General features: G+C 66.7%; 14 protein-coding genes. 8 read left to right on the top strand and 6 right to left on the bottom strand.

Annotated features, from left to right (window positions below; all coding sequences use genetic code 11):
* Nucleotides 1-173: 173 nt before the first annotated feature.
* From A4R44_RS45890 to A4R44_RS19480, 5 genes are all read left to right on the top strand, one after another.
* Entirely contained in the window at nt 174-1,292 is a 1,119-nt protein-coding gene (locus tag A4R44_RS45890) for a radical SAM protein (protein WP_095213457.1), read from the top strand.
* Complete coding sequence (gene tmk, locus A4R44_RS19495; protein WP_067582484.1) at nt 1,289-1,945, top strand: dTMP kinase; 657 nt, start codon at nt 1,289-1,291, stop codon at nt 1,943-1,945. The genes A4R44_RS45890 and tmk overlap by 4 nt, the downstream gene beginning before the upstream one ends.
* Complete coding sequence (locus A4R44_RS19490) at nt 1,936-2,775, top strand: endonuclease/exonuclease/phosphatase family protein (protein WP_067582481.1); 840 nt, start codon at nt 1,936-1,938, stop codon at nt 2,773-2,775. Before tmk ends, A4R44_RS19490 begins: the two co-directional genes overlap by 10 nt.
* Nucleotides 2,776-2,851: 76 nt before the next feature.
* On the top strand, nt 2,852-3,349 hold the full coding sequence (locus A4R44_RS19485) for an NUDIX hydrolase (RefSeq protein ID WP_067582478.1): 498 nt from the start codon (nt 2,852-2,854) through the stop codon (nt 3,347-3,349).
* Between the two features lie 218 nt (nt 3,350-3,567).
* Nucleotides 3,568-4,371 carry an NYN domain-containing protein gene (locus A4R44_RS19480; protein ID WP_067582475.1) on the top strand — a complete coding sequence of 268 codons (804 nt, stop codon included), beginning with the start codon at nt 3,568-3,570 and terminating at the stop codon, nt 4,369-4,371.
* A gap of 54 nt (nt 4,372-4,425) precedes the next feature.
* Here A4R44_RS19480 and A4R44_RS19475 read toward each other — a convergent pair whose 3' ends face one another.
* From A4R44_RS19475 to A4R44_RS19465, 3 genes are all read right to left on the bottom strand, one after another.
* On the bottom strand, nt 4,426-5,742 hold the full coding sequence (locus A4R44_RS19475) for a hypothetical protein (RefSeq protein ID WP_157904931.1): 1,317 nt from the start codon (nt 5,740-5,742) through the stop codon (nt 4,426-4,428).
* A 36-nt stretch (nt 5,743-5,778) separates the two neighbouring features.
* Nucleotides 5,779-6,816: a 3'-5' exonuclease gene (locus tag A4R44_RS19470; protein WP_067582469.1), complete on the bottom strand. Its 1,038-nt coding sequence runs from the start codon at nt 6,814-6,816 to the stop codon at nt 5,779-5,781.
* A gap of 330 nt (nt 6,817-7,146) precedes the next feature.
* Entirely contained in the window at nt 7,147-7,476 is a 330-nt protein-coding gene (locus A4R44_RS19465) for a DUF6401 family natural product biosynthesis protein (RefSeq protein ID WP_067582465.1), read from the bottom strand.
* An 809-nt stretch (nt 7,477-8,285) separates the two neighbouring features.
* On the opposite strand from A4R44_RS19465, the gene A4R44_RS19460 reads away from it, so the two are divergent.
* Entirely contained in the window at nt 8,286-8,621 is a 336-nt protein-coding gene (locus A4R44_RS19460) for a helix-turn-helix domain-containing protein (protein WP_067582462.1), read from the top strand.
* A gap of 155 nt (nt 8,622-8,776) precedes the next feature.
* Here A4R44_RS19460 and A4R44_RS19455 read toward each other — a convergent pair whose 3' ends face one another.
* Complete coding sequence (locus tag A4R44_RS19455) at nt 8,777-9,787, bottom strand: acyl-CoA desaturase (RefSeq protein ID WP_067582459.1); 1,011 nt, start codon at nt 9,785-9,787, stop codon at nt 8,777-8,779.
* Nucleotides 9,788-10,386: 599 nt separating this feature from the next.
* Here A4R44_RS19455 and A4R44_RS19450 point away from each other — a divergent pair.
* Both A4R44_RS19450 and A4R44_RS19445 read left to right on the top strand, forming a co-directional pair.
* Entirely contained in the window at nt 10,387-10,590 is a 204-nt protein-coding gene (locus A4R44_RS19450; RefSeq protein WP_067576327.1) for a cold-shock protein, read from the top strand.
* Nucleotides 10,591-10,699: 109 nt separating this feature from the next.
* Complete coding sequence (locus A4R44_RS19445; protein ID WP_198545362.1) at nt 10,700-11,377, top strand: DUF6292 family protein; 678 nt, start codon at nt 10,700-10,702, stop codon at nt 11,375-11,377.
* On the opposite strand, the gene A4R44_RS48075 is transcribed toward A4R44_RS19445, so the two are convergent.
* Nucleotides 11,354-11,566 carry a hypothetical protein gene (locus A4R44_RS48075; protein WP_157904929.1) on the bottom strand — a complete coding sequence of 71 codons (213 nt, stop codon included), beginning with the start codon at nt 11,564-11,566 and terminating at the stop codon, nt 11,354-11,356. The two genes, A4R44_RS19445 and A4R44_RS48075, sit on opposite strands and share 24 nt — an antisense overlap.
* Nucleotides 11,567-12,012: 446 nt before the next feature.
* Nucleotides 12,013-13,209 carry a hypothetical protein gene (locus tag A4R44_RS19440; RefSeq protein WP_157904928.1) on the bottom strand — a complete coding sequence of 399 codons (1,197 nt, stop codon included), beginning with the start codon at nt 13,207-13,209 and terminating at the stop codon, nt 12,013-12,015.
* Nucleotides 13,210-13,226: the final 17 nt, after the last annotated feature.

Genomic DNA, 13,226 nt, shown 5'->3' with positions numbered 1-13,226 from the left:
CGGACAGTTGAGCTGTCGCTGATCGCACTTCCCGTCGAACTGTCCCGTAAATGTTCGGCCGAACATCTAAAGTAGCGATACTGTTCGACCGAACATTTTATGCAGGTTGCCAGACGGGGCCACCTGCGGCGGCGCCCGACGAAGAGCGCCATGGAGAAGCGGAGGTTGCACCGGTGATCGCACGCAACATCGCCACCGACGAGGTGGCCTCGTCCTGCTACTTCCGCACCACCGTCGAGCAGCCGTTCCGCAAAGCGCTGGTCCAGATCAACGAGGACTGCAATCTGCGCTGCGCTCACTGTTTCGTGTCCGCGACACGGGTCGGCAAGCAGATGCCGCTGGCCGAGGTGAAGAACAAGGTGATCCCGCGCCTGGCGGACAGCCGCGTCCGCAGGGTGACCCTCACCGGCGGGGAACCCACGATCCACCCCGAGTTCCTGGACATCGTGCGCGCGTTCCGCACCGTCGGAATGGACGTCGGGATCTGCACCAATGCCACCACCCTGACCACGGCCCAGATCGCAGCGCTGGCCGAACTAGACGTGCACTGCAATGTGTCCCTCGACGGGTTCGCCGCTGACTCGCACGGCAAATTCCGCGGTGACCGGGCCAGCTTCGCGGTCACCGTGGCCACAGTGGAGAAACTCGGCCGGGCAGGCATTCTGCAAGGACTGCTGTGCACGCCGAACACGTTGGCGCAGAACGAGGAGTACGGCCGGCTGTGCGCGTTCGCCAGCGCCAACGGAGCACGCTACGTGCTGCTCAACCCTTTGGGCAGCATGGGACGCGGCGTCAAGTCGAAGGCCAAGCTGGCCAAAACCACCCTGCACATGCGGGAAATCTTCGAGCTGACCGCGCCGTTCGACAGCCCAGAACTCGATATCGCGCACATCCGCTTCCCCAACACCGAAGCACGCCCGCTGGCCGGATGCGAAGCCGGAACGATCATCTACGTGTTCACCCCCGGCGAGGTCACGGTGTGCCCGTACTTGGTGTTCGCCGCCCGCACTCCGGCCTCGCAGCACGCCGACACCGAGTTCATCGTCGGCAACATCTTCACCGACCCAGATCTCGCGCAACGGCTGGACGACTACCGCTTCCACGACCGCTACCAGGTCGGCGCGAACTCCGCCTGCACGGCGTGCTCGATGAACTCCGGCTGTGGCAAGGGCTGTCCGGCCGCCGTGGTCGCGGCCGGCGGGAGGATCGGCGACGTCGACGCCGAGCAATGCCCGGTCGTCGGCGACGACCGCGCCGAGGGGCGTCGGCTTCTGCCGCTGATGCCCGCATGACCGGCCTGTTTCCGGACGAGCCGCATCGTTTGCCCGGCACGCTGATCACCTTGGACGGCCCCGGCGGGGTCGGGAAGTCCACCGCCGCCCGACTGGTCACCAGTGCGCTGACTGCAGCCGGGGTACCGGTTCACACGACCACGCAGCCGTCCCGCGCGCCACTGGGCGAGCTGGCGCGGCACGGCACCGACACCTACCGGGGCATGGCCCTGGCCTGCCTGTGCGCAGCCGACCGGCATCACCAGCTCGCTGCCGAGATCCTGCCCGCGCTGTGCAAGAGCCAAGTGGTGGTGTCCGACCGCTACGTGGCATCCTCCCTGGTGCTGCAAGGGCTGGACGATGTGCCCGCACAGACCGTGTGGCAACTCAACCACGGCATCTACCAGCCGGACCTGTCGATCATCCTCAATGGCGACCCTCAGGTGATCGACGCCCGGCTGCGAGCGCGCGGAGGGCACAGCCGCTTCGAGCGCGCCAAAGACAACAGCGAGAGGGAGACCGCCCTCTATGCCGACGCTTTGGCCGACCTGGAACACCGGGGCTGGCCAGTCGCAGGCCTGAACGCCACCATTGGCCCGCCCGAGGCGATCGCCGCGACGATCGCGTCCCTCGTCCAGCACGTCCTGACCGAGAAGAGCCCGGCATGTCTTTGAGCCTGATCACCGTCAACGTCGGCGCCCCGTCGCTGGACCGCGCCCGGCGCCAGCTGCGCTGGCTCGCCGAACGCACCGAGGACGTGCTGGTGCTGACCGAAACCAAAGCCACCGCAGGCAGCCAGTTCCTCTCCGAGGCATTCACCACCGCCGGCTACGCGGTGACTTTTCCCGACCACGCGCCCGGCGAACTCGGCGTGATGATCGTCAGCAAGCTCGCCGCAACTGCGGACCCGCTCGGCGCGACGCTGGACTACCTGCCCGCCCGCGCGGCCGGGATCGTGCTCGACACCGCCGACGGACCCCTGCGCGTCATCGGTGCCTACGTGCCTTCTCGCGACGCCACCGCCGCGAAGACCGAGCGGAAGAAGACCTGGATCCAGCGCTTCAGCCGTGCCCTCGAGGCCACCGCGAGCGAGGCACCACTGCTGCTGCTCGGCGACCTCAATGTGCTCGAACCCGCCCACCAGCCGCCGCATCGCGGCCAGTTCGTCCCGTTCGAGTTCGACTTCTACACCGGGCTGACCGAGCAGCACGGCCTGGTGGACCTGTTCCGGCGCCTGCACCCCGACGCCGTCGTGCACAGCTGGGCGCGACGCGCGGACCTGGGCTACCGCTACGACCACGCCCACGGCTCAGCCGCCCTCGCTGAGCGGCTCATCTCCTGCGAGTACATACATGAGACCAGGGAACCGGGGCCTGACGGCACCCGGCTCACTGACCATTCGGGACTCGCCGTGCGGGTGTCGATGACCGCGACCATCTCGCTGCTAACGTCGGACCCCGCCACGGCGGCCACACGCGCCGAGCCGGAGCCGACGCTGTTCTAACTCGCTCGGCCTCCATAGCTCGTCGTCGGCTGCTGGGCCGCATGCCCGTCCGCCGACCGCGAGGATCTGCCGCAGGATGCCTGCCTTCACCAGCACTGTCGCACCACGAATCGGTGCCCGCGTCCTTCTGCTCGACCGCGCCGACCGCGTGCTGCTCATCCACGCTCTCGACCCCACTGACCCCGAACACCACTGGTGGGAACTGCCCGGCGGCGGCCTGGACGAAGGCGAAGACCTCCGTGCCGCAGCATGCCGCGAACTCGCCGAGGAATCCGGGATCACGCTCACCGCACTCGACCGCGAACTGTGGATCCGCGAATCCCGCTTCCGCTACAAGAACCGCGACCACCACCGCATCGAACACGTCTTCCTCGGCCGCGCACAGACCACCGCCCCGCAAGTCGCACTCAAACCCACCGAGAACGAGAAGGCCGGACTGATCGAGCGCCGCTGGTGGACGGCAGACGAGCTACGGCAGTGCCGCGACAAGCTTCTGCCCGCCACGTTGCCTGTCCTGCTCGACGACCTGCTCGCGGACCGGTTCAGCCCCACACCCCTCGCACTCGCGGATTGAACGCCTCGGCTGATCGCCTGGTAATCCCTCCATGTCGGCGAAAGTCAACTTGCGGGGCTTGCGTCACCTGCACCACCGTATGTTCGGGAACGTCGGCAACAACGCGACGAGCCCTTCGCCGCTGAAACATGCGACGGAACCTTAATTGCGCACTGGGCCGGCGATCGTGGGACCGGTTGCATGCAAGACCGTCCGCCTTGTCGGACGAAGGAGGCAGCGTGGCGACGACCAGCGACAGCACCGCGAAGCTCGCGGTGCTCATCGACGCCGACAACGCGCAGCCCTCGATCACCGAAGCCCTGCTCGCCGAGGTCGCCAAATACGGCACCGCGCACGTCAAACGCGCCTACGGCGACTGGACCGGCACCAACCTCAAAGGCTGGAAGGACCACCTGCTGGCCCAATCGATCCAGCCCATCCAGCAATTCGCCTACACCACCGGCAAAAACGCCACCGACGCCGCGATGGTCATCGACGCGATGGACCTCCTCTACTCCGAGCGCTTCGACGGATTCTGCATCGTCTCCAGCGATTCCGACTTCACCCGGCTGGCGGCGCGGCTGCGCGAGTCCGGGCTCACCGTGTACGGCTTCGGCGAGCGCAAGACGTCCAAGCCGTTTGTCGCCGCCTGCGACAAATTCATCTACGTCGAAAACCTCGCCTACGCCGAACACTCCGCCACGACGGCCGAGACGACGCTCGCACCGAAATCGGTTACCTCCAGCGCCCAACTGAAGGGCGACACGCCCCTGGTCACTCTGCTGCGCAACGCCGTCGAAGCCGCCTCCGACGACGACGGCTGGGCAGCACTGTCCGCGGTCGGCAGCATCATCACCAAACAACGCCCGGAATTCGACTCCCGCACCTACGGCTACTCCAAGCTCAGCGACCTGATCACCGCAACCACGCTGTTCGACCTCGACCGGCGCATCCCCGGCCAGGGAAAACCGGCAACGGTCTACGTGCGCGACCGGCGCCGGAAGCCGGATCGAGTCTCGACATCGACACCGGAAACTCCCTGACCTGCAGCGACGTCTATCCATCAGGCTCGCACCGAGAGCCGGTGGGAGCATCACTTATGGGGTGCGACGCCACAGCTGCCACCAGCGCCGCCGACGAGGCTGGACGCTGACCGCGTGCGCAGGTGCGGGACGTGGCGTTGGCGCGTTGATCTTCGCGAAGGGGACAGTGTCGGGTTCGGCCACTGGCACCTGCGGAGGTTCCTCGACGTCGTCGCGTTCGACCGCGGGCGCGCCTGCCAGCGGAACTGGTCCTTCTGCTTCGGCTGGCGGCGCTGGAGGTTCCGGGCGAGCATCCCGGGCTTGTTGCTCGCGGTGGAGTTGGTCGAGGTGGTCTTGCTGGCGCGCACGGAAGTCGCGGTAAGCCGTGACATCGGTGTCCAGTGCCCACAGGCCGGTTTTGTTGCCGATGGTTTCGGCCGGGTACCAACGGCGTCTTCCCGACAGCACTTCCTTGAGGAATCGGTAGCCGTCCAACGAGTCCGTGCGGAACCACGCGGAACCGGGGCGTACGACGGAGGGATCGGGCTCCTGTCCGCGGCGTGGCGGGTGTGCGACTGTGCCCCAGACTTCGATGATCGCGCGACGGGCGAGGTCGCGATCGTCCGGACTTTCCCAGGGAGCGATCGGCCGATGGCTCTGGCGGTCGACAACGCGGAACCGCACACCCCGTCCGTGAAACAGAGCGGCTCTCGCCTTGCGGCTGTCCAGGTGACCGGGGAGGAACCAGCACACCTCGGCGCCTTTGCGCTGACGGCTGGCCGTGCGGTCGGTGAACTGAGTCGATTGCAGTTGCACCTCAAGGCAAAACGCCGGTTTGTGGACGAACACGTCAGCACGGGTATGCCAGTGTTCCGGCGTCGCCTGGTGCCCCAGATGCCGGACGATGCCGGCTAGTCGCGCTTTCACCCAATCGTGCTGCGGGGTCTCCGGGCCGCCGCGATTGCGCGCCGGCCAGTGACCGCACTGTTTGGACTTCGACTTGAACCTGAAGAACCGCGGGTTGTACCGGTAGCTGCGGTTCTCAACAGCGACCAGCTCGATGTCGCAGTCAGGTTCCGGGCACACCAGGGCCTGGCTCTGCTCGTGTGCAGTCTTCCAATCCTCGTCGTCACCGACCCACAGCAACGGTGCCCGCGGGTTATGCCGCACACGTGCGTGCCTCTTGGTTCCCCGGTGAGCTGGCCGATCATCCACACCACCAGTTATCCCACACATTCCAGCCAATCCGGGCTGCTCCGGGCCATCCCCATACAGCGATCGGTCCCGGTCCGTTGCGCCCAAACCGAAGCTGGCAAGCCAGTCGCACAGTTCAATTGCAGACACGGCGATCGATTCGCGGACCTGGCTGCCGGATACGGAACCCTGGCGCACCGGCGAGCCGCCAGTCCTCGGCCTTGGCCGGTCGAGCTATCGGCGTGTCGCGGCAGCGGGGGTCCACTGCGCGCGCAGCTGGTAACCGAGGCGGGCAGCTTCGCTTTCGGTGACAGTGGCGCCCGGGATCTCGGGGTGGCAGAGGAGTTTCAGCAGCCGGGACCGGAGCGCGTTCTCGCTGCGGCCGAACTGGGCGATGAGGGTACCCATCAGGTCAGCCGGGTTATGTCCGCTGGCATCGATCCATGCAGCGCGCAGCGCGTCTTCGTCGGCTGGGGTCCAAGGGCCGCCGGCGTTGGCCGGACCGCGGCGTGGCGGAGCACTCGTGTCTGCCAGGGATGTTGCGAGGGTCGGCCACGGCGGCAGGGGGAGCGGGCCGAGCCTGGTGAGGTCGACTAACGTCCAGGCGTCGAGCTGGCCGTCGCTTCCGGTGATCCCTGGAAGCAGCCGAGGCCGCGCAGCCTCGGCCGGCGCTGGTGGCCGAGGCGGGTTGTGCAGGGCGGCCTGGCTGAGTTCGTGGTCGGCGTCAGGCTGCAGTCGGCGCAGGAGGCCCGCGCAGGCGAGGGCGTCGGCCAGCGCGGTGTGCGCGAACTGGTCGAGCATCCGCACACCCAGATCCGTGGCGCAGCGTGCGAGTTTCGTCCTGGACTGTCGGCGCAGCCCTGCCTGCGCCGCGCGCAGCGTGCACACGCTGGCGTAGCCCCAGCGGAAGCGTGGGTCTGGGTGGGGCAGCTCCGCGTCGAGAAACTGGGTGTCGAACTCGGCTTTGTGGGCGACCGGCGCGCGACCGGCGAGCAGGTGAAGCAGTGTGCTCTCGACTTGTTGGATCGTCGGTGCGTCTCGTACATCGTGGTCGGCGATGCCATGCACGGCCGTGGCCTCGGCCGGGATCGGCCGCTGTGGGTTGATCAGGCTGTGCCAGGCGCGTATCGGTTCCCGATATAGGTCTGCGGTGATGACCGCGATCTCCACGATCCGGTCATCGCCGGGGCGGAAACCCGTCGTCTCGACGTCAACGACGGCATAGCCGACGCGTGGCATGCAGTTCGAGGAAGCGGCGCGCATCCAGGTCATGACTGGCAGTGTGCAGGCAAGCACCGACAGAAACCGCGGGTGGCGCTGTCTCCCCAGGTTGCAGCACGGCTGCGCACAACGGGCAGAGCCGACTGGACTGCCCGGCACAACGCCGTTTCCTCACGAACCGATCCCGCTCTTCGACGCGATCATCCGCAGCCGCGGACGGGAGATCCCGCCATCCGCCGATCGTCAACCTGCCGCTTCGGCAAGCAACGTGTCATCGCACTGACCGCGTACGCGACATCTGCCGGCGGGCTCAACACGTATCGAGCGCGGAATCGATGAACGGCACCGAGGTCGTCGTCGGCCCCGTGCGGGAACCGCCGTTCAGGCGGCGAGCCCTTCGCTGATGGCGAGTTGGCACGCAGCAGCGATGCGGATGGTGAACCAGTCCATTCCGGTGTCGTGGACACGGGCGAGAGGCAGGGCATCGCCGGGGACGTTGGTGCCGACGTAGTCCATGGCGCGGCCGAGCAGGTGCAGATACAGGGTGAGGGTGGGGCGATCCGGCGCGGCGCCTGCCGCGGCGAGTTCGGCGCGGATCTCGTCCTGGTGGTGGTCGAGCACGGCTGATCGCCAGGGATCGGCCGTCATTGTCGCGATGGTGGCGCGGACCGGTCCGCTCACCCAAGTGTCGAGCGGTATCGGCGCGCCCATGCTCACGCGTTCCTCTCCTCGTCCGGATGTCGGCCAGCCTCGGAGTCCGGCCGACATCTGCTCAACGCGGTCGCCAGGCGAGGCATGGACCGCTGACCTGCGGTGCGCTGGTTCAGACATTCCCTCACCTGCCGTCCAGTAAATCTATGTCGGCGGGGGTAGACATTCAACGGCCGGGGCGTGTAGTGTTCTTCTTGTTCGGAGAGAGACAAACGTCAGATGGCGCGGGAGATGACGTAACTGCCCGCGAAAAGACAAGCGAGACCGCCACGCGGGACGGAGCCGATCACGGAAGGGGTTCCGGCTGGTGGCGGACCCGGGGCCGGGCAGTGAAGACGAAGCAGTAGCGGCCCTGGTGCAGGAGACGCGGATGAGCACGAGTGTCCGCGTGCAGTGATGTCAGTTCGCAGTATGCAGTGAAGAAGACGGGCGGATGCGGGGCCGGGCAGCACCAGTGCCCCGCATTCCCCCAGCGACATCAGGCGTGCTGGGACCGATCTCGGTAAGGGGTTCCGGCCGGTGATGAGCGCAGCAGTACAGAGTACGAGAGAAACACAGGAAAGAAGGGATAGGGCACATCATTGGATCGCCCGCTGCGGCTGTGCAGTAGCGCCGCGCGGGTACCGCAGTCCCATCGGATTGGAAGGTGGTTCTCGGTTACGACTCAGCGATCCCCGCACAGTCCGCTTTTTGACTGGATGCGGGTACAACAGTCCGGCGTGCATGCCGGTCGGCAATGATGAAACCCAAACCCCTGGGACCCCGGGTGCCGGTACGGCACCCGGGGTCCCTTGTGATGTGGAGGTGGAATGATCCCTGACCAACACGACCCGGCCGTGCCGGGTGGCGGGGCGGACAAATTCGACGACGAGGACTACCCCGCCTACACCATGGGCCGCGCCGCGGACATGCTCGGCGCGACTCAGAACTTCTTGCGCAGCCTGGACGAAGCCGGCCTGATCCAGCCGCAGCGCTCCGCAGGCGGGCACCGGCGTTACTCCCGCCGCCAGTTGCGCGTCGCCGCGCGAGTGCGGGAACTGGTCGACCAGGGCACCGCCGTCGATGCGGCGTGCCGCATCGTGTCCCTCGAAGACCAGCTGCACGAAGCCCAGCAGCAGAATTCCAGTCCCCAGCGCGCAGACTGACACCGTGGGTGTGCCGCCCTCACCGGCGGTACACCCATCACGGCTTGAGGGAAAGTTTTGCCTGACCTCGCCGGAGTGAACTCACCAGTTCCGGGACCGCGGGCCGGACGTCTGCCGACTCTGGATTCCGCGTGTTGAACGTTTCCGGTTTCCGGTCAGAGACTGCGGGCGTGGTCTGCGGCACGCAGCGGTGCGCCGAGCTGGTGCAGGTGGCCGAGGACTTGGCGGTAGGAGTGCAGCAGACCGGTCTGGGCGTAAGGGATGCCGTGGCTGCGGCAGAATCGTTCGACGATCGGCTGGGCGCGGCGCAGGTGCGGGCGGGGCATGTTCGGGAAGAGGTGGTGCTCGATCTGGTAGTTCAGCCCGCCGAGGACGAAGTCGACGACCTTGCCGCCGCGGATGTTGCGCGAGGTCAGCACTTGCCGCCGCAGGAAGTCGACCGGCTGCCCGGTCATCGTGGGCATTCCCTTGTGGTTCGGCGCGAACGAACAGCCCATGTAGACGCCCCAGAGGGCTTGGTGCACCACGACGAACGTGACCGCGAGACCGGGCGAGAGCACGAGGAACACCGCGGTGAGGTACCCCGCGATGTGCGCGGTCAGCAAAACCCCTTCCACACGGCGCATCTTCGTCTCACCGCGCCGCACCGCCCGGATTCCGGACACGTGCAGGTTGAGCCCTTCGAGGGTGAGCAAGGGGAAGAACAGGAACGCCTGATTTTTGGCCATCCAGCGGAGAAAGCCCTGTTTCACGCGGGCTTGCCGGCTGGTGAAGGCCAGCGCCGGGATGTCGAGGTCGGGATCGTGTTCCTCGTGGTTGGGGTTGGCGTGGTGGCGGTTGTGCCCGTCGATCCACCACTGGTAGCTCATCCCGACCAGGCCGCCGTGCACGACTCCGACCGCGTCGTTGGGGCGCCGGGTCCGGAAAATCTGCTTGTGCCCGGCGTCGTGGCCGACGAACGCCAGTTGCGCGAACACGGCCGCGAGCAAGGCGGCGATCAGCAGTTGCCACCACGTGTCGCCCAGGAACGCGAAGGCGACCCACGCTCCGGCGAACACCGCCAGGTTCGCGGTGATCACCCCCGCGTAGTAGCCGTGGCGGCGGCGCAGCAGCCCGGCTTCGCGGACTTCGGCGAGCAGGCTGCCGTATGCCGCCGGAGCGTTCATCGGCGCGGCGTCGCGGGGGATCCGGAGGAGAACCGGACGCCGCGGCTGCGGCGCTGATCGGCGTTGGAGAGCGTGCGTCCGGCGGTGTGCGAGACGGGGTGGCTGAACAGCACCGGCGAGACCGGGGCACGGGCACTGCGGGAACGTACGGGTGTGCGCAACATAAAGAAACTCCTGGGAAAGGGCCGGGCGAGTGAACACGGCCAGCGGTGACGCATGAGCACCGAACGGAAGCGTCGAGAAGATCGGCGCGGCGTCGTCGGGCAGAGGCTTGGTCGCAGGCCGGACCAGCGTCGTCAAGGCACCTCGTGACCCAGGGTCGAAAAGCGTGGCGCGAGCCTGCTGACACCCACGGTACGCGCATCGGCGGGTGACTGCAGCGCGGGGGTGAGGCGCAGCCCCTGGGTTGACGGCCCGCCCGCCGATGTGCTCCACTGCTTGCGGTTGAAGATTTTTGTGCTCGTTGTTCCCGACGCCGCAGAGGTTTTTAGCGAGCGTCGTCTCGGTGCCTTTTCCGGCTTTCCTTGCTTTCGCGCTCGCAGCCCGGCCGCCTCGCACGAGGCTGTGCCGTATTTCCGACGCGACAAGGAAGTACTTGTATGTCTCAAGGCACTGTGAAGTGGTTCAATTCCGAAAAGGGCTTCGGATTCATCGCCCCCGACGACGGCGGCAGCGACGTGTTCGTCCACTACTCGGAAATCACCGGCGGCGGTTTCCGCAGCCTCGACGAAAACGCCCGAGTGCAGTTCGACGTCGGCCAGGGCAACCGCGGCCCGCAGGCCACGGCGGTGTCGGTCCTCTGACCACCGTCACGCCGGCCGGGCGTCCGCGTCGCCGCGGACGCCCGGCGGCGCCCACACGCCCGCCCGCATCGTCGCCGCATTCGAGGTTCCGGGTTTCGAGGTGCCGACCGTGACCCCGACCCCCGCCCCGCCAAGCGAAGGACCGGCGGCGCAGTTCGCCTCCTCCCGTGCTCGCCAGCTGCACGAGGATCGGCAACGGCGCGCCCGCGCGGCACGCACGGTCGCCCGGATGGCACGCGACCCGCACGACGAAAGCCTCCTTCTGTCCATTTTGGACATACAGCCCGCTGTCGGCGCCGCGCCGAGCTTGGATTCCGCGCTGGCGGGCTACGTCCGCCGGGTGGCCGAGCAGATCGGCATCCCCCTCGACGCGGTGACACACGAAGTCACCGACACCGCCACCGCCTATCTCGGCCTCGCCTCCGGCACCGCTGAGCACCCGCGGCGCGACTTGATGCTCGTCTGGGACGAACGACTCGGCTGGTCCGTCGCGATCGAACCGCGCGGCAACGACCACCCGCCCGTGATCCGCCGCCTCCGCGGCCACATCGCACCCCCGCCCGCCGCTGTCGCACAGTTCGTCGCCGACGTCCTCGACGGACACCACAACGGCCAGCTCAGCCCCGTGCCGCCTCAGCTCGACCGGACAACGCTGGCGGTGCACCTGAGCGAACTCCCGCGCAGCGGCCCGGGCGCCGGCTCAAGGGCAACCGGGGTTTGGCAGTTGCCTCCAAGCACTCAGTCGCCGGTCCTCGCCGAGCCACTATCGCCGCGATTTCCCGGGTAACGAACGGCTTCGCCGCCAGTCGACGAGTTTCGTCACCCAGGCGGCGAGCGGCACGCCACAGCCTTCGACGACGCACCAGCGACCGTCACAGGGCATCTCGAGGATTGCGGGGCTGCTGTCCCAGTAGCCGCCGTGGTACTCGTACTCGTACTCGTCGGCGTCGAGGCACGCCCGATACTCCTCGGGCACCCATCAGGCGCACACCTGGCGGAAACTCCACGCAACTCGGCCTCGACCAACATGGCTTCCACGCACGGGCCCGGGTCCCAATACAGGTGTCCATATGCCAACATTCTTCGCCGATCGGTACTTATTGTGCTCAAACGTACGTGAAGAAGGTTCCCGGGAAGCCGGAAGCTATCCAAACGAACAAGGTGTGCGACTCAACGGAGAAGGAGGTGCGGGCAACGCTGCCCGTTACGGCGTCGTCCACACTGCTTGCGCAACTGTTCGAAACCCCATTGGCCAGGCCGGTCTGCGAACCGACATCTACGCAGATTCGTTCTGCGATCCTGCCGGATGGGGGTTCTCCGACCTTCGGGCCGCGAACGATGCCGTCCGGGGGGCGACCCACATCAAGACCTTCAATTCATGCAACGGCGGGGAGCAGTCTGCGGGCGAAATCCCTTGACCAGCTACGGGATCGGTGGCGCGTAGGTTCCGACTCTGGAGTTGTTCCAGCCATTGAGGGCTTGTGTGAGCTGGTCGTAGATGTGCTGGTTGAACCTGACGCGGTCGTTCGGTGTGTGGGCGTAGTGGCCGTAGGCGGCGAGTTCGTCGTCGGTGGTGTGGCTGACGCAGTGCACGAACTTGTCGTAGAGCGGCGGATTGTTGAACAGGAACCAAAAATATCCGTACCTGGTCGGCACGTCGGCGGTGAGACGCCGCAGATCCTCGGTTCCTGGTTCGGCGATGAATTTCTGTGGGGCGTTCTCGTGCAGATGGGCGATCTCGTCCAGGAGGCCCGCAACGAGATGGCATGCGTACAGTGCTGCGAGCAGGTGCGCCGCCGGGGTGTAGGGGGTGTCCATGCCGATGGCGGGTTTGCCGTGGTGGTAGTTGCTGGATTCGTGCAGGCTGCGGGCAGCATCATTGGTGGGGTGCAGGAACTGGCCCAGGAACGTGTAGTGCGCTTCGATACGGGCGACGACGGCGTGGTCTGCCAGTTCGTTGAGTTCCAAGCAGGTCAGCAGCGCGTCGTAAGACAGGTAGTGCTTGTAGACGACGGTGGCGTCCCGTCGGTGCTCCCGCAGTACCTGTTGGGTGTCGGGCTCGTCGGCGACGTACTCGAAATAGTTGCCCTGCCACAGCCGCATCACCTCGGGACGGAAGTTGCTGAAGTGGAAGTAGTGCACCGGGATCACAAACTCGGCGTCATCTTCGTCTTTGAGCCCCTCGAAGATGTGCATGAGGTGCCGCTTCGCGCGTGGATACTTGTCGACGGCGAGACGCGCCGCGGTGCCGGCCTGGTACTCGGAGGCCAGTTGTTCCTTCTGCTCCGCGACGTAGGCCTTGAACTGGCCCTCGGTGAGATCAGTGCGGTCCTGTAGCCGGAAATACTTGCGACCCCGGCACATGAGCATCAACAGCAGATAGTTCTCCAGCAGCGACCTGCACAGCCCCAGCGCGTCGGCGACCCTGCCCCGGTCGACCAACTGCAGGCAGGTGTCGGCGGTCTCTATCCGGAAGTTGACGAAATCGATCAGCTCGTTGTACATCCACTGCTGCACCTGGCCAACCCGAATCTTGTCGGCCCACGCGAGGTATGCAGCGAGCATCGCCCGCGTGTGCTCGTTGACCCGCTGAACTTCGGCCATGATGCGGTCACTCATCGACACCGGTCTCTCAC

It is taken from the genome of Amycolatopsis sp. M39, from assembly GCF_001651785.1.
GTDB lineage: Bacteria > Actinomycetota > Actinomycetes > Mycobacteriales > Pseudonocardiaceae > Amycolatopsis > Amycolatopsis rubida.
Note: the sequence above shows the minus strand (reverse complement) of the source record. Positions and strands in the feature narration are given on the sequence as shown.

Bases quoted from the DNA above. Each gene is read 5' to 3' on its own strand.
- tmk (WP_067582484.1), top strand. From the start codon at position 1,289: ATGACCGGCCTGTTTCCGGACGAGCCGCATCGTTTGCCCGGCACGCTG.
- A4R44_RS19490 (WP_067582481.1), top strand. From the start codon at position 1,936: ATGTCTTTGAGCCTGATCACCGTCAACGTCGGCGCCCCGTCGCTGGAC.
- A4R44_RS19485 (WP_067582478.1), top strand. From the start codon at position 2,852: ATGCCTGCCTTCACCAGCACTGTCGCACCACGAATCGGTGCCCGCGTC.
- A4R44_RS19470 (WP_067582469.1), bottom strand. From the start codon at position 6,816: ATGACCTGGATGCGCGCCGCTTCCTCGAACTGCATGCCACGCGTCGGC.
- A4R44_RS19465 (WP_067582465.1), bottom strand. From the start codon at position 7,476: ATGGGCGCGCCGATACCGCTCGACACTTGGGTGAGCGGACCGGTCCGC.
- A4R44_RS19460 (WP_067582462.1), top strand. From the start codon at position 8,286: ATGATCCCTGACCAACACGACCCGGCCGTGCCGGGTGGCGGGGCGGAC.
- A4R44_RS19455 (WP_067582459.1), bottom strand. From the start codon at position 9,787: ATGAACGCTCCGGCGGCATACGGCAGCCTGCTCGCCGAAGTCCGCGAA.
- A4R44_RS19450 (WP_067576327.1), top strand. From the start codon at position 10,387: ATGTCTCAAGGCACTGTGAAGTGGTTCAATTCCGAAAAGGGCTTCGGA.
- A4R44_RS19440 (WP_157904928.1), bottom strand. From the start codon at position 13,209: ATGAGTGACCGCATCATGGCCGAAGTTCAGCGGGTCAACGAGCACACG.